Raw genomic sequence first — 15,373 nt, forward strand, 5'->3', positions numbered from 1 at the left:
GTATAATCCTCGACCCGGCGCGTGATGCTCATCTTCCTGCGTCGTCCGTTGCTCATTTTCCACGCGAAATCGTGCGGAAATACACAGGGATTTAAGGAAAGAGAATTGACTCCGGAGTGTACAATTATTACAATCCGGCCTCTTTAATCACCCACGGCTTCGGCGTCCGTCATTCGAAACTCGGTCGGGCATCCGCAAAAGTCATGAATTTTTTCAAGTTTAGGTAGAAATCGCCATGAAACGCACTTTTCAACCGTCTGTACTGAAGCGCAACCGTTCTCACGGCTTCCGTGCTCGTATGGCTACTAAAAATGGTCGTCAGGTTCTGGCACGTCGTCGTGCTAAAGGCCGCGCTCGTCTGACCGTTTCCAAGTAATAAAGCTAACCCCTGAGTGGTTAAGCTCGCATTTCCCAGGGAGTTACGTTTGTTAACTCCCACTCATTTCACTTTCGTCTTCCAGCAGCCACAACGGGCTGGCACGCCGCAAATCACCATCCTCGGCCGCCAAAATTCGCTGGGGCATCCCCGCATCGGTCTCACAGTCGCCAAGAAAAACGTTAAGCGTGCGCATGAACGCAACCGGATTAAACGTCTGACGCGTGAAAGCTTCCGTTTACGTCAGCACGAACTGCCTTCAATGGATTTCGTGGTGGTGGCTAAAAAAGGGGTTGCCGACCTCGATAACCGTGCTCTCTCGGAAGCGTTGGAAAAATTATGGCGCCGCCACTGTCGCCTGGCTCGCGGGTCCTGATAGCCCTCATTCGGGTTTATCAACGCCTGATTAGTCCGCTACTCGGGCCACACTGCCGTTTCACGCCAACATGCTCAAGCTACGGAATTGAGGCATTGCGCAGGTTTGGAGTGATAAAAGGCAGTTGGTTGACGGTGAAACGCGTATTAAAATGCCACCCTTTACACCCAGGTGGAGACGACCCCGTCCCTCCAGGACCTTTTGATACCAGAGAACACTAACGATGGATTCGCAACGCAATCTTCTTATCATCGCTTTGTTGTTCGTGTCTTTCATGATCTGGCAGGCATGGGAGCAGGATAAAAATCCTCAACCCCAGCAGCAGACCACGCAGACCACGACCACCGCAGCGGGTAGCGCCGCCGACCAGGGCGTACCGGCCAGTGGCCAGGGGAAACAGATTACGGTTAAGACCGATGTGCTTGAGCTGACTATCAACACCCGTGGTGGTGATGTTGAGCAGGCGCTGCTGTTGACCTACCCGAAAGAGCTGAAGTCTACCGAACCGTTCCAGTTACTGGAAACCACGCCTGAATTTATCTACCAGGCGCAGAGCGGCCTGACCGGTCGTGATGGCCCGGATAACCCGGCTAACGGTGCGCGTCCACTGTATAACGTCGAGAATGACACGTTTGTACTGGCTGATGGTCAGAACGAACTGGTTATCCCGATGACCTACACCGACGCGGCAGGCAACACCTTCACCAAAACCTTCACCCTGAAACGCGGTGAGTATGCGGTGAACGTGGGCTACAGCGTACAGAACGCCGGTGCGAAACCGCTGGAAATCTCTACCTTTGGTCAGCTGAAGCAGTCCATCAATCTGCCGTCTCACCGTGACACCGGAAGCAGCAACTTTGCGCTGCATACCTTCCGTGGCGCGGCTTACTCCACGCCAGATACCAAGTACGAGAAATACAAATTCGACACCATTGCCGATAACGAAAACCTGAACGTCAGCTCTAAAGGCGGTTGGGTCGCAATGCTGCAACAGTATTTCGCGACGGCGTGGGTACCGAATAACGACGGTACGAACAACTTCTACACCGCGAACCTCGGCAACGGTATTGCAGCCATCGGCTACAAATCTCAGCCGGTTCTGGTGCAGCCGGGTCAAACCGGTAAGCTGGCAAGCACCCTGTGGGTCGGCCCGGAAATCCAGGACAAAATGGCTGCCGTTGCGCCGCACCTGGATCTGACCGTCGATTACGGTTGGTTGTGGTTCATCTCTCAGCCGCTGTTTAAGCTGCTGAAGTTCATCCACAGCTTCCTGGGTAACTGGGGCTTCTCCATCATCGTTATCACCTTTATCGTTCGTGGCATCATGTACCCGCTGACTAAAGCGCAGTACACCTCCATGGCGAAGATGCGTATGCTACAGCCGAAGATTCAGGCTATGCGTGAGCGTCTGGGCGATGACAAACAGCGTCAGAGCCAGGAGATGATGGCCCTGTATAAAGCAGAGAAAGTAAACCCACTGGGTGGTTGCTTCCCGCTGCTGATTCAGATGCCAATCTTCCTTGCGCTGTACTACATGCTGATGGGTTCCGTTGAGCTGCGCCACGCGCCGTTCGCCCTGTGGATCCATGACCTGTCCGCACAGGACCCGTACTACATCCTGCCGATCCTGATGGGCGTGACGATGTTCTTCATTCAGAAGATGTCGCCGACCACCGTGACCGACCCGATGCAGCAGAAGATCATGACCTTTATGCCGGTCATCTTCACCGTGTTCTTCCTGTGGTTCCCGTCAGGTCTGGTGCTGTACTATATCGTCAGCAACCTGGTGACCATCATCCAGCAGCAGCTGATTTACCGTGGTCTGGAAAAACGTGGCCTGCATAGCCGCGAAAAGAAAAAGTCCTGATTCGGTAAGTTAACGCTAAAATAAGGGCGGTCGATTGACCGCCTTTTTTATTTGAACGAGAGCAACCATGAGCCATAACGACACTATCGTCGCCCAGGCAACCCCACCGGGACGCGGTGGTGTAGGCATTCTGCGCATCTCCGGCCTGAAGGCGCGCGAGGTGGCCGAAGCGGTGCTGGGTAAACTGCCAAAGCCGCGCTACGCTGATTATCTGCCGTTTAAGGATGTCGACGGCACGCCGCTGGACCAGGGCATCGCGCTGTGGTTCCCCGGCCCAAACTCCTTTACCGGCGAAGACGTGCTGGAGCTTCAGGGTCACGGCGGCCCGGTGATCCTCGACCTGCTGTTAAAACGTATTCTGACCCTGCCAGGCCTGCGCATTGCAAAGCCGGGTGAGTTCTCCGAGCGTGCTTTCCTCAACGATAAGCTCGACCTGGCGCAGGCCGAGGCGATTGCCGACCTGATCGACGCCAGTTCCGAACAGGCAGCCCGCTCCGCGCTGAACTCGTTGCAGGGGGCATTTTCCGCACGCGTGAATCACCTTGTGGAAGCACTTACTCACCTGCGAATCTATGTCGAAGCGGCTATCGACTTCCCGGACGAAGAGATCGACTTCCTCTCAGACGGTAAAATTGAAGCTCAGCTCAACCAGGTGATGAACGATCTTGATGCCGTTCGCGCCGAAGCGCGCCAGGGCAGCCTGCTGCGTGAAGGAATGAAGGTGGTGATTGCTGGTCGCCCCAATGCCGGGAAATCGAGCCTGCTGAACGCCCTGGCGGGCCGTGAAGCGGCGATCGTGACCGACATAGCCGGCACCACCCGCGATGTCCTGCGCGAGCATATCCATATAGACGGCATGCCGCTGCACATCATCGACACCGCTGGCCTGCGCGATGCGAGCGATGAAGTCGAGCGTATCGGTATCGAACGCGCCTGGCAGGAGATCGAGCAGGCCGATCGCGTGCTGTTTATGGTGGACGGCACCACAACCGACGCCGTTGACCCGGCTGAAATCTGGCCAGACTTTATCGCCCGTCTCCCGGCTAAACTACCGATCACCGTGGTGCGCAACAAGGCCGACGTTACCGGCGAAACGCTGGGCATCAGCGATGTGAATGGTCACTCACTTATTCGCCTGTCGGCCCGTACCGGGGAAGGCGTGGAAGCCCTGCGTAGCCATCTCAAACAGAGCATGGGCTTCGACACCAGCATGGAGGGGGGCTTCCTGGCGCGTCGTCGTCACTTGCAGGCGCTGGAAGAGGCGGCTCGCCACCTTGAGCAGGGTAAAGCCCAGCTGATCGGCGCGTGGGCCGGTGAACTGCTGGCGGAAGAGCTGCGTCTGGCGCAGCAGAATTTGAGCGAGATCACCGGGGAGTTTACGTCGGACGATCTGCTGGGCCGGATATTCTCGAGCTTCTGTATTGGTAAATGACGCCGGGTTCATAAACGCCCACTAACCTGCATTAACTTCCTGTTAATGCAGGTTTTTATTATCCTCTTATCATTCTCTGGCCGACACCCGAGTCGTTTCAGGCATTGCCATTACCCCCCCAGACTGCTAAAAGTTAATTTTTTGTTAATGGTAATAATCATGACTGCCGAATACACCGTCGTTGAATCTGTTCCTTCAGTCGAAGATTTTTGTCGCTTACGTAGCATATCGGGCTTGTCAGCACGACCGCCAGAAGCAGCCAAAGTGGGTTTGCCACGAAGCTGTTATGGCGTACACATTCTCTGGCAGGGAGTGCCTGTCGGTATGGGACGTATTGTTGGCGACGGAGCATTAAACTTCGAGATAGTCGATATTGCCGTCGATCCCGCTCATCAGGGGCGTGGCCTTGGCCGGCTCATTATGGAAAGCATTATTCACTGGCTGGACCGTCATGCTTACAAAGGCGCTTATGTCTCTCTGGTGGCTGATGTACCGGCACTCTACGCAAAGTTCGGTTTTGAATTAGTCCGGCCGGAAAGTGAGGGAATGGCGAGAGTCTGGGGGTAGTTGCAAGCCTCCTTGTTTAGCAACCCATAGCCGCGTTCAGAAGACAGATCATCGAATACAGTAGCTCACTTATTCAGCCTCCGTTATGGTGATGTCCTGCCAGGAAATCACCATTATCCAAATGGCAACTCGCTTAATCCCCCCATGCCCCCTATCCTGCTTGCCTGCATCTATGGGGGATTTATGGCTCGTTTTCTGTTTTGTAGTTTTGCGCTGGTTCTGCTGTATCCGTCCGGCATTGATATGTATCTGGTGGGGCTACCGCATATTGCCCGCGATCTGGGTGCCAGCGAGGCGCAACTACACATCGCGTTTTCGGCCTACCTCGCGGGAATGGCGTCGTCGATGGTATTTGCCGGGAAAATCGCGGATAAAGCAGGCCGCCAGCCCGTCGCGATTACGGGTGCAGTTATCTTTGCGCTGGCATCAGTACTCTGTTCAGTGGCGCAGGAAAGCACAATGTTCCTGTCAGGACGTTTTATCCAGGGCATTGGCGCAGGCGGCTGTTACGTGGTGGCCTTTGCCATTCTGCGCGATACCTTGAGCGCCCAGCGCCGCGCTAAAGTGCTGTCGATGCTGAACGGCATTACCTGCATCATCCCGGTGCTGGCACCGGTTGTTGGCTACCTGATTATGCTTAAATTTCCGTGGCAGAGCCTTTTCTGGACCATGGCCGCAATGGGCGCCATCGTCTTTATCCTGTCCGTGTTAGTGCTGAAAGAGACCCATCCCGGTTCGCAACAGCCATATCACACCGCAACCCTCCATCCGGCTGAAAAGCTGATGAATCGCTTTTTCCTGAGTCGGCTGACAATCACCACGCTTAGCGTGGCGGTGATCCTTACCTATGTAAACGTTTCCCCGGTGTTGTTGATGGAGACGATGGGCTTCGATCGCGGTGAGTATTCGACGGTGATGGCGCTAACCGCGATGGTCAGCATGGCGGTCTCATTCTCCACGCCCTTTGCGCTCAACATCTTCCGCCAGCGCACGCTGATGCTCGCCTCACAGACGTTGTTTCTCGCCGCAGGCGTGATCCTCGCGACTGCCACCTCACATGCTGTAATGCTGGTGGGCATTACTCTGATCTGCGCCGGATTCTCCGTCGGCTTTGGTGTGGCGATGAGTCAGGCGCTTGGCCCGTTTTCGCTGCGGGCTGGCGTGGCAAGCTCGGTGCTGGGCATTGCGCAGGTCTGCGGTTCGTCACTGTGGATTTGGCTGGCGGCGGTGATCGGCCTTAACGCGCTGAATATGCTGATCGGGGTTCTGATTGGCTGTAGCATACTCTGCATTACCTTACTTATGGTCATCCAGCCCGCGGCGCACTATGAAGAAGCCCATCAGCAGTCTCGATCTTAATCTTTTACTTTGCCTGCAACTTTTGTTGCAGGAGCGCAGCGTCACCAAAGCCGCGAAGCGGATGAACGTGACGCCGTCCGCGGTGAGTAAATCGCTGGCGAAGTTGCGCGACTGGTTCGACGATCCGCTGTTTGTTAAAACGCCTTTAGGGCTACTGCCCACGCCGCTGACGGTGAGTCTGGAACAGGATTTGGCCGACTGGATGCAGATTGGCAACCAGATCCTCGATAAATTCCACCATAGCTCTCCTGGCGGGCTTAAGTTTGTGCTCGCCGCCGAAACACCGCTGATGCTGATCCGCTTTAATACCCTGCTGGAGCAGGTGAATCAGCGTTATCCACAGGCGACGGTGAAGCTGCGCCAATGGGATTACGATTCGCTGGACGCCATTACGCGCGGAGAAGTGGATCTGGGCTTCACCGGGCGTGAAACGCACCCTCGCTCGCGCGAACTGCTAAAGCTGATGCCGTGGTTTATCGACTACGAAATCCTGTTCAGTGACCGTCCGTGCGTGTATTTGCGCGAGGATCATCCCGCGCTCCAGGAAGCGTGGGATCTGGAGACGTTTCTGCGCTACCCGCATATCAGCATCTTCTGGGAACGCAGCGACACCTGGGCGCTCGATGAGGTGCTAAGGGAGATGGGCCGGGAGCGTAACATCGCCATGAGTTTGCCCGGTTTTGAACAGTCGATGTTTATGGCGGCCCAGCCGGATCACAACTACATTGCCACTGCGCCGCACTACTGCCATCACTACAATCAACTCCACCAGCGTAATCTGGTCTGTCTTCCCATTCCCATCGATGAGGCGCAGGCAGAAAAGCTCACCGTCCCCTTCACGCTGATCTGGCATAAACGGAACAGCCATAATCCGAAAATCCTCTGGCTGCGTGAGACGATTAAAGCGCTGTATACCGCACCAGGTCAGGTTTTTGCCTAAGATAATGTAAAGTTCGGTGCTCAGGCTTCTCTTATTTCCATTTACTGATTAAAACAGAAGCTGAGTTAAGCGATAATCATGTAACCGTTTAACCGACTACGACCATTATCAAGGAGCGAAAAATGGCTACGCATTTTGCACGAGGAACATTAACGGAAGGGCATCTCGTATCGGCCAGAATATCTTCAGCCTGTCACAGTGAGGCGCTCAAACTACCTGAACACCGCAGGACGCGGTTTTTAGCTTCCAGAGCGCTCCTCGCAGAACTGCTTTTTATGCTGTACGGCACCAGCGAATTACCGGACATACTCACCCAGCCAGAAGGTCGCCCGGTTTTTGCGGACCCGGCACTCCCCCATTTTTCCATTGCGTACACCGGCAACATTGTTGGCGTCGCGCTGACGACGGAAGGTGATTGCGGCCTGGATATGGAGCTACAACGCGTCACGCGCAGCTTCCATGGTGCTAACGCGCTCGATGAATACCCGCTCTCAAGCAATGAAAAGCTGTGGATACGTAACCAGAACGACCCCGTTGAAGCCAGAGCGCAGCTCATCACCCTTCGCCAGAGCATCCGCAAACTGAGCGGCGCGGCGTCAGACGACGCCAGCCTGTTGCAGCTGCTCCCCGGCTCCGGACGCCTGCGCGCGACAAAAGCCTCGCTGGTAGAGGCGCTCAGCGACGCTGAGGACGTGCTAATCTGGTCCGTTGCGGTGACACCCGCCATCGAACGGCTGAAAATCTGGGAGTTTGACAGCACTCGCGGTTGGCGTAGTCTTCCGGATGTACCTGAGCGCGCCAACGAGCCCGCCGCGCGCCTGATGCGATTAACCAGTTTACCGGCAGAAAAAGCATACACCCATAGCTGATCCGTCCAGGATCATCATGATGAAACAGGAGTAATCATGTCTGATACGTTGAAAGTTGTTACGTTACTGGGAAGCCTGCGCAAAGGTTCTTTTAACGGGATGGTTGCCCGTACGCTGCCGCAGCTGGCGCCTGCGGGAATGGAGATCAGTGCCCTGCCGTCCATTGGCGACATCCCGCTTTATGATGCTGACGTTCAGCAGGAAGAAGGGTTCCCGCAGAGCGTGGAAGCGATAGCCGAGCAAATCCGTCAGGCTGACGGCGTGGTGATTGTGACGCCTGAGTATAACTACTCGGTGCCGGGTGGTCTGAAGAACGCCATTGACTGGCTGTCCCGTTTACCGGAGCAGCCGCTGTCTGGTAAACCTGTGCTGATCCAGACCAGCTCAATGGGCGCCATCGGCGGCGCGCGCTGCCAGTATCACCTGCGTCAGATCCTGGTGTTCCTGGATGCGATGGTGATGAACAAGCCGGAATTTATGGGCGGCGTGATTCAGAACAAGGTCGACCCGCAGACGGGTGAAGTGGTGGATCAGAGTACGCGTGACCATCTCTCTGGCCAGCTGACCGCGTTTGGGGATTATATTAAGCGGGTGAAGGCGTAAGCCCTCACCCTAACCCTCTCCCACGGGGAGAGGGAACTTAGCCCGTAGGTCAGGTAAGCGAAGCGCCACCTGACACCACCAGCATCTTAGTGTGCATCAATAAACACAATCTTCAGCACAAACAGCAGCGCCACAATAATCACGCACGGGCTGAGTTCGCGGAAGCGGCCAGTACCGATTTTCATCACGCAGTAAGAGATAAAGCCCAGCGCGATACCTTCGGTGATCGAGAAGCTGAACGGCATCATCACCGCGGTAATAAATGCCGGAACGGCTTCCGTCAGATCTTCCCACTTCACGCGCGCCAGGCTTGAGGTCATCAGCACGCCGACGTAAATCAGCGCGCCGGCTGCCGCGTATGGTGGCACCATCCCCGCCAGCGGAGAGAGGAAGATCACCAGCAGGAACAGCAGACCCACAACTACCGCCGTCAGGCCGGTACGACCGCCCACGGACACACCGGAAGAGGATTCAATGTAAGCGGTAACAGACGAGGTGCCGATGAAAGAGCCAGCGACGGACGAGATACTATCCACATACAGCGCCTGCTTCATGCGCGGGAATTTGCCTTTTTCATCCGCCAGACCCGCTTTGTCGGTCACGCCAATCAGCGTACCGGAGGAGTCAAACAGGTTGACCAGCATGAAGGAGAAAATCACCCCGGCCAGTCCCAGGTTCAGCGAGCCCGCCAGATCAACGTGGCCAATCACGGTAGAGACGCTCGGTGGCGCAGAGACGATACCGTTGTAATGTACGTCACCCAGCATCCAGCCCAGCAGCGTGGTCACAATGATAGAGACCAGCACCGCAGCATGGATGTTGCGCGATGCCAGGATCGCGATGATAAAGAAGCCCAGCACGCCCAGCAGCACGCTGTGAGAGGTCAGGTTACCAATGCTCACCAGCGTTTCCGGGTTCGCCACGATAACGCCAGCGTTTTTCAGCCCCATCATGCCGATAAACAGACCGATACCGCTGGTGATGCCCACGCGCAGGCTCACGGGAATGTTTGCAATCATCCAGTAGCGCACGCGGAAGATGGTCAGCAGCAGGAGGCCGACCGCGCCCCAGAAAATAGCGCCCATCCCAACCTGCCACGGCAGGCCCATCGCCTGAACCACCACGAACGCAAAGAACGCATTCAGACCCATTGCCGGGGCCAGCGCCACGGGCAGATTAGCGAAAACGCCCATCAGGATGCTGCCAAGGGCCGCGATCAGACAGGTGGTTACAAAGACGGCGCTGGTGTCCATGCCAGCCACGCCCAGAATTTGCGGGTTAACGAAAACGATATAGACCATCGTCAGGAAGGTAGTAAAACCGGCGATCACTTCGGTGCGTGCCGTTGTGCCGTGCTCGCGCAGTTTGAACACGCGCTCAAGCAGCCCCTGACCAGACGTCTGGGTAGTGTGTTGTTGACTCATCATCAATTTCCGAACAAGGAGGGAAAATTCGTCGCTATCCTATACCAAAATGCGACAATAGTGGCGGTTACGGGATACTTTTTTCATTGATTTTGCTTATACGGCAACGATTGCGTCCCGGTGAACTGCCGTACGAAAACGTTAAACTTGTTAAAAGGGAAAGGCATGTCCGGAATTGAAGCGGTATTTTTCGACTGTGACGGTACGCTGGTCGACAGTGAGGTCATTTGTTCCCGCGCGTATGTCGCCATGTTCCAGGAATTTGGTATTACGCTCGATCTCGAAGAGGTGTTTAAACGCTTTAAGGGCGTGAAGCTGTACGAGATCATCGACATCATTAACGAAGAGCACGGGGTGGATCTGGCGAAAGCGGATCTGGAACCGGTGTACCGCGCCGAGGTCGCACGCCTCTTCGACGCCGAGCTGGAAGTTATCGCCGGCGCTAACGCGCTGCTGGATGCGATGACGGTGCCGATCTGCGTGGTCTCTAACGGCCCGGTCAGCAAAATGCAGCACTCGCTCGGCAAGCTGGAGATGTTGCACCACTTCCCGGAAAAACTGTTCAGCGGCTACGATATCCAGCGCTGGAAGCCCGATCCGGCGCTGATGTTCCACGCGGCGAAGGCGATGAACGTCAACGTGGAGAACTGCATTCTGGTGGATGACTCATCTGCCGGCGCGCAGTCAGGGATTGATGCGGGGATGGAGGTGTTTTACTTCTGCGCCGATCCGCACAACAAGCCGATCGACCATCCAAAAGTGACAACCTTTACCGATCTGGCGCAACTGCCAGCGTTGTGGAAGGCGCGCGGGTGGGATATTACGCGTTGAATTAACGTAGGGCGGGTAAGCGTTAGCGCCACCCGCCACACACATCACTCTTTCGGATCTTTGCCTGCCAGCAGCTTGTCCAGTTCGTCGCCGCCCACGTGTCGGAAATCCTGCCCCTTCACGAAGTAGAAGATGTATTCGCAAATGTTCTGGCAACGGTCACCGATACGCTCGATGGAGCGCGCACAGAACAGCGCGGTCAGTACGCTTGGAATGGTACGAGAATCTTCCATCATGTAGGTCATCAGCTGACGCACAATGCCTTCGTATTCCTGGTCAACTTTCTTGTCTTCACGGTAGATACGGACCGCTTCGTCCAGATCCATGCGCGCGAAAGCGTCAAGCACGTCGTGCAGCATCTGCACGGTGTGGCGACCGAGAGACTCCAGGCTCACCAGCAGCGGCTGGTGCTGCTGGGAGAATTTCTCCAGCGCGGTACGGCAGATTTTATCCGCCACGTCGCCGATACGCTCCAGCTCGGCGATGGTTTTGATGATCGCCATCACCAGACGCAGGTCGCTCGCCGTCGGCTGACGCTTCGCAATGATGCGCACGCAGGCTTCGTCGATGGCGACTTCCATCATATTGACGTTGTGGTCGCCTTCAATAACGCGCTTCGCCAGCTCGCTGTCCTGGTTGTGCATCGCCGTAATCGCATCAGAAAGCTGCTGCTCGACCATGCCGCCCATGGTCATCACCTGGGTGCGAATGCTTTCCAGCTCTGCGTTAAACTGGCCGGAAATATGTTTATTAAGATTGAGGTTGTCCATGGTTTCTCCACATGCACTAAGGCAAATCAACCGTAGCGGCCAGTAATATAATCTTCAGTTTGTTTCTTCGCCGGACGGGTGAACAGCGCGTCCGTATCGCTGAACTCAATCAACTCGCCCAGGTACATAAACGCCGTGTGGTCAGAACAACGTGCAGCCTGCTGCATGTTGTGGGTCACGATCACCACGGTGTAATCCTGCTTCAGCTCGGTGATCAGCTCTTCGATACGCCCGGTTGAGATCGGGTCCAGGGCTGAGCACGGCTCATCCAGCAGCAAGACTTCCGGGCGAATGGCGATACCGCGCGCAATGCATAGACGCTGCTGCTGACCACCGGAGAGAGAGTACCCGCTCTGGTGAAGTTTATCTTTGGTTTCGTTCCATAATGCGGCCTTGGTCAATGCCCACTGCACGCGCTCGTCCATATCCGCACGGGAGAGCTTCTCAAACAGACGCACACCAAAGGCGATGTTGTCATAGATCGACATCGGGAACGGCGTGGGTTTCTGGAACACCATCCCCACCTTCGCGCGCAGCAGGGCGATATCCTGGGTATTGGTCAGGATGTTGTCACCGTCCAGCAGAATTTCACCTTCTGCGCGCTGCTCCGGATAGAGCGAATACATTTTGTTAAAGGTGCGCAGCAGCGTGGATTTGCCACAGCCGGACGGACCGATAAATGCCGTTACCTGGTTCTTTGCGATATCCAGGTTGATATTCTTCAGGGCATGGAATTTGCCGTAGTAGAAGTTCAAATCACGAACCTGAATCTTACCCGGGGCAGTATCAACCATACTCATTGACTCATTTCCTCATTCGGCGCCGCGAGCTGCCGCGCCGTAAAAATTTAACCGTGTTTCTTCTTCGCGAAAATGACGCGCGCCAGAATGTTCAGCAACAGTACGCAAAGGGTGATGATCAGCACCCCGGCCCAGGCCAGCTGCTGCCATTCCGCGAATGGGCTCATCGCAAATTTAAAGATCGTCACCGGCAGGTTGGCGATCGGCTGCATCATGTCCGTGCTCCAGAACTGGTTGGAGAGGGCGGTAAACAGCAGCGGTGCGGTTTCACCGGCGATACGGGCGATAGCCAGCAGGATACCGGTCATGATCCCCGAGACGGACGCTTTCAGGGTGATCGCCGAAATCATCTTCCATTTTGGCGTGCCCAGCGCGTAAGCCGCTTCACGCAGGCTGTCCGGTACCAGTTTCAGCATGTTTTCAGTGGTACGAATAACGATAGGCACCTGCAACAGCGCCAGCGCAATCACACCCGCCCAGCCGGAGAAGTGTTCCATTTGCGCCACCACGATGGTGTAAACAAACAGACCTACCACAATCGACGGGGCAGAAAGCAGAATGTCGTTAATAAAGCGGATGACTTCAGCGATCCAGGACTTGCGGCCATACTCCGCCAGATAGATACCCGCCATGATGCCCAACGGCGTACCGAAAACGGTCGCCCACAGGATCAGCAGGCCGCTGCCCGCCAGGGCGTTTGCCAGACCACCACCCGCCGTGTTCGGCGGCGGCGTCATCTCGGTGAACAGCGCCAGGGACATTCCATCAATACCCCGGGTGATGGTGGACATCAGGATCCAGATCAGCCAGAACAGGCCGAACGCCATCGTCGCCATGGAAAGCGTCAGCGCAATGCGGTTTTTAATCCGGCGCTTTGACTGCATTTTGCGACGGGATTCCGCAAGCTGAGCGGTGTTTTGCATGTCGAGAGTCGCCATTAGCGTGCCCCCTCGTTTTTAGCCAGACGCATAATCATCAGCTTGGAGATAGCCAGCACAATAAAGGTGATAACAAACAGGATCAGGCCCAGTTCCATCAGCGCCGCGACGTGCAGCCCGGATTCCGCTTCGGCAAATTCGTTCGCCAGCGCAGAGGTAATACTGTTCCCCGGCATATAAAGCGAGGCGCTGTCGAGCTGGTAGGTGTTGCCGATGATAAAGGTGACCGCCATGGTTTCACCCAGCGCGCGGCCTAAGCCCAGCATAATGCCGCCAATCACCCCATTTTTGGTGAACGGAAGGACGATGCGCCAGATAACTTCCCAGGTGGTGCAGCCGATGCCGTAGGCGGACTCTTTCATCATCACCGGGGTTTGTTCGAAGACATCGCGCATAACCGCCGCAATGTACGGAATGATCATGATGGCGAGGATCACACCTGCCGCCAGAATACCGATACCGAATGCCGGGCCGGAGAACAGCGCCCCCACAAACGGAATGGCAGAGAGAACGTTACCGACCGGCTCCTGGAAGTACGTCGCAAACAGCGGCGCGAAGATAAACAGGCCCCACATGCCGTAAACGATACTTGGGATGGCCGCCAGCAGTTCAATGGCGATACCCAGCGGACGTCGCAGCCAGCCTGGCGCCAGTTCCGTCAGGAACAGGGCAATACCAAAGCTCACCGGAACCGCAATCAGCAGGGCGATAAAAGAGGTCACCAGCGTGCCGTAAATCGGCACCAGCGCACCGTAAATATCGTTCGGCGCATCCCACTCTTTGGTCCACAGGAAGGCGAAACCAAATTTTTGAATGCTCGGCCAGGAGGAGAAAATCAGGGACACGATAATGCCGCCCAGCAGCAATAGCACAATCAGCGCAGCCAGTTTCACCAGCGCGCTGAAAATCATGTCACCTTTTTTACCCGGAGGGTTAAATGCAGGCTTGGTTGCAGCCATAAATTACTCTTCTGTTTGAGACGTTTTTACGAATATGCCCGGTGGCGCTGACGCTTACCGGGCCTACAGAGTAAACCGTAGGGCGGGATCGCTGCGCGCCACCCGCCATCTTCGTTAAATATATCCTGTTAGTACAGTGCTTTACCGCTGCTGTCTTTCACGTTGGTTTTCCATGCAGCACGGATCTGCTCAACCACGCTGTCTGGCAGGCTGGCGTAATCCAGATCGTTAGCCTGTTTGCCGCCATTTTTGTATGCCCAGTCGAAGAACTTCAGCACTTCAGCACCCTGCTCAGGCTTCTTCTGCTCTTTGTGGACCAGAATGAAGGTGGTAGACGTGATAGGCCATGCATCGTCGCCTTTCTGGTTGGTCAGGTCCTGCGCGAAGGATTTGCTCCAGTCAGCGCCTTTCGCGGCGTTGGCGAAGTTCTCTTCGGTCGGGCTAACCGGTTTGCCGTCGGCAGAAACCAGTTTGGTGTAAGCCAGGTTGTTCTGCTTAGCGTAGGCGTACTCTACGTAGCCGATAGAGCCAGGCAGACGCTGTACGAAGGCTGCGATACCGTCGTTGCCTTTACCGCCCAGACCGGTTGGCCAGTTAACGGTAGAGCCGGAACCGACTTTAGATTTCCACTCTTCGTTCACTTTCGCCAGGTAGCTGGTGAACACGAAAGAGGTACCAGAGCCGTCAGCACGACGAACCACCGCGATATTCTGCGAAGGCAGCTTAACGCCCGGGTTCAGCTTAGTGATGGCTTCGTCATCCCATTTTTTGATTTTGCCCAGGTAGATGTCACCCAGGGTTTTGCCGTCCAGCACCAGCTCGCCTGATTTCAGGCCAGGGATGTTAACAGCCAGCACAACGCCGCCGATCACGGTCGGGAACTGGAACAGGCCTTCCTGATTCAGTTTCTCATCAGACAGCGGAGCGTCGGATGCGCCGAAATCAACGGTATTCGCGGTAATTTGTTTTACGCCACCGGAGGAGCCGATACCCTGATAGTTGACCTTGTTACCGGTCTCTTTCTGGTAGGTATCCGCCCATTTGGCATACACCGGCGCAGGGAAGGTTGCACCAGCGCCAGTCAGGCTTGCTGCTGCAAAGGCAGAGAAAGCGCTCATTGATAAGGTCGCGGCGACAACAGTTGCGACAGTGGTACGCATAACTTTCATAATGTCTCCTGCAAGGATTTCGTAAATCATTGTTTAAGTGGCTACGATGAGCAAAATAGGACAAACAGGTGACAGATAAATGTACGAAATATG

At 55.6% G+C, this 15,373-nt stretch carries 17 protein-coding genes; 11 read left to right on the forward strand and 6 right to left on the reverse strand.

Annotated features, from left to right (window positions below; translation table 11 throughout):
* Positions 1-235: 235 nt before the first annotated feature.
* The 10 genes from rpmH (at position 236) to ACNQ0W_RS08295 (ending at position 8,389) form a co-directional block, all read left to right on the forward strand.
* Entirely contained in the window at positions 236-376 is a 141-nt protein-coding gene (gene rpmH / locus ACNQ0W_RS08250) for a 50S ribosomal protein L34 (RefSeq protein WP_000831330.1), read from the forward strand.
* Positions 377-392: 16 nt separating this feature from the next.
* Positions 393-752: a ribonuclease P protein component gene (rnpA, locus tag ACNQ0W_RS08255; protein ID WP_003861126.1), complete on the forward strand. Its 360-nt coding sequence runs from the start codon at positions 393-395 to the stop codon at positions 750-752.
* Positions 716-973, forward strand: a complete 258-nt coding sequence (gene yidD, locus ACNQ0W_RS08260) for a membrane protein insertion efficiency factor YidD (RefSeq protein ID WP_001307474.1) — start codon at positions 716-718, stop codon at positions 971-973. Before rnpA ends, yidD begins: the two co-directional genes overlap by 37 nt.
* 2 nt (positions 974-975) lie before the next feature.
* Positions 976-2,619 (forward strand): membrane protein insertase YidC, encoded by a 1,644-nt coding sequence (yidC, locus tag ACNQ0W_RS08265; RefSeq protein WP_003861138.1) that lies wholly within the window; start codon positions 976-978, stop codon positions 2,617-2,619.
* 67 nt (positions 2,620-2,686) lie between these two features.
* Positions 2,687-4,051 (forward strand): tRNA uridine-5-carboxymethylaminomethyl(34) synthesis GTPase MnmE, encoded by a 1,365-nt coding sequence (gene mnmE, locus ACNQ0W_RS08270; RefSeq protein WP_062933064.1) that lies wholly within the window; start codon positions 2,687-2,689, stop codon positions 4,049-4,051.
* A gap of 159 nt (positions 4,052-4,210) precedes the next feature.
* The gene (locus ACNQ0W_RS08275) at positions 4,211-4,618 is read left to right on the forward strand and encodes a GNAT family N-acetyltransferase (RefSeq protein ID WP_045343935.1); all 408 of its coding nucleotides are present in this window, start codon (positions 4,211-4,213) and stop codon (positions 4,616-4,618) included.
* A gap of 183 nt (positions 4,619-4,801) precedes the next feature.
* A complete protein-coding gene (locus ACNQ0W_RS08280; protein WP_017694030.1) occupies positions 4,802-5,977 on the forward strand; it encodes an MFS transporter in 1,176 nt (391 codons plus the stop codon).
* The gene (yidZ, locus tag ACNQ0W_RS08285) at positions 5,946-6,917 is read left to right on the forward strand and encodes an HTH-type transcriptional regulator YidZ (protein WP_047050619.1); all 972 of its coding nucleotides are present in this window, start codon (positions 5,946-5,948) and stop codon (positions 6,915-6,917) included. The genes ACNQ0W_RS08280 and yidZ overlap by 32 nt, the downstream gene beginning before the upstream one ends.
* 122 nt (positions 6,918-7,039) lie before the next feature.
* Positions 7,040-7,786 carry a 4'-phosphopantetheinyl transferase family protein gene (locus tag ACNQ0W_RS08290; RefSeq protein ID WP_047050618.1) on the forward strand — a complete coding sequence of 249 codons (747 nt, stop codon included), beginning with the start codon at positions 7,040-7,042 and terminating at the stop codon, positions 7,784-7,786.
* 36 nt (positions 7,787-7,822) lie between these two features.
* Positions 7,823-8,389 carry an NADPH-dependent FMN reductase gene (locus ACNQ0W_RS08295; protein WP_003861147.1) on the forward strand — a complete coding sequence of 189 codons (567 nt, stop codon included), beginning with the start codon at positions 7,823-7,825 and terminating at the stop codon, positions 8,387-8,389.
* 86 nt (positions 8,390-8,475) lie between these two features.
* On the opposite strand, the gene adeP is transcribed toward ACNQ0W_RS08295, so the two are convergent.
* On the reverse strand, positions 8,476-9,813 hold the full coding sequence (gene adeP, locus ACNQ0W_RS08300) for an adenine permease AdeP (protein ID WP_017383704.1): 1,338 nt from the start codon (positions 9,811-9,813) through the stop codon (positions 8,476-8,478).
* 165 nt (positions 9,814-9,978) lie between these two features.
* Between adeP and yieH the strand changes: the two genes are divergently transcribed.
* Complete coding sequence (yieH, locus tag ACNQ0W_RS08305; protein ID WP_017694033.1) at positions 9,979-10,644, forward strand: 6-phosphogluconate phosphatase; 666 nt, start codon at positions 9,979-9,981, stop codon at positions 10,642-10,644.
* Positions 10,645-10,688: 44 nt separating this feature from the next.
* On the opposite strand, the gene phoU is transcribed toward yieH, so the two are convergent.
* From phoU to pstS, 5 genes are all read right to left on the reverse strand, one after another.
* Positions 10,689-11,414 carry a phosphate signaling complex protein PhoU gene (phoU, locus tag ACNQ0W_RS08310; RefSeq protein WP_003861153.1) on the reverse strand — a complete coding sequence of 242 codons (726 nt, stop codon included), beginning with the start codon at positions 11,412-11,414 and terminating at the stop codon, positions 10,689-10,691.
* 26 nt (positions 11,415-11,440) lie between these two features.
* Positions 11,441-12,214, reverse strand: coding sequence for a phosphate ABC transporter ATP-binding protein PstB (gene pstB, locus ACNQ0W_RS08315; protein ID WP_003861154.1), 774 nt, complete (start codon positions 12,212-12,214; stop codon positions 11,441-11,443).
* Between the two features lie 47 nt (positions 12,215-12,261).
* Complete coding sequence (gene pstA, locus ACNQ0W_RS08320) at positions 12,262-13,152, reverse strand: phosphate ABC transporter permease PstA (protein WP_003861156.1); 891 nt, start codon at positions 13,150-13,152, stop codon at positions 12,262-12,264.
* Positions 13,152-14,111 carry a phosphate ABC transporter permease PstC gene (gene pstC, locus ACNQ0W_RS08325; protein WP_015570141.1) on the reverse strand — a complete coding sequence of 320 codons (960 nt, stop codon included), beginning with the start codon at positions 14,109-14,111 and terminating at the stop codon, positions 13,152-13,154. Before pstC ends, pstA begins: the two co-directional genes overlap by 1 nt.
* 128 nt (positions 14,112-14,239) lie before the next feature.
* Positions 14,240-15,280: a phosphate ABC transporter substrate-binding protein PstS gene (gene pstS, locus ACNQ0W_RS08330; RefSeq protein ID WP_017383706.1), complete on the reverse strand. Its 1,041-nt coding sequence runs from the start codon at positions 15,278-15,280 to the stop codon at positions 14,240-14,242.
* Positions 15,281-15,373: the final 93 nt, after the last annotated feature.

Source organism: Enterobacter cloacae complex sp. 6730903, from assembly GCF_048283985.1.
Classification (GTDB): domain Bacteria; phylum Pseudomonadota; class Gammaproteobacteria; order Enterobacterales; family Enterobacteriaceae; genus Enterobacter; species Enterobacter hormaechei_C.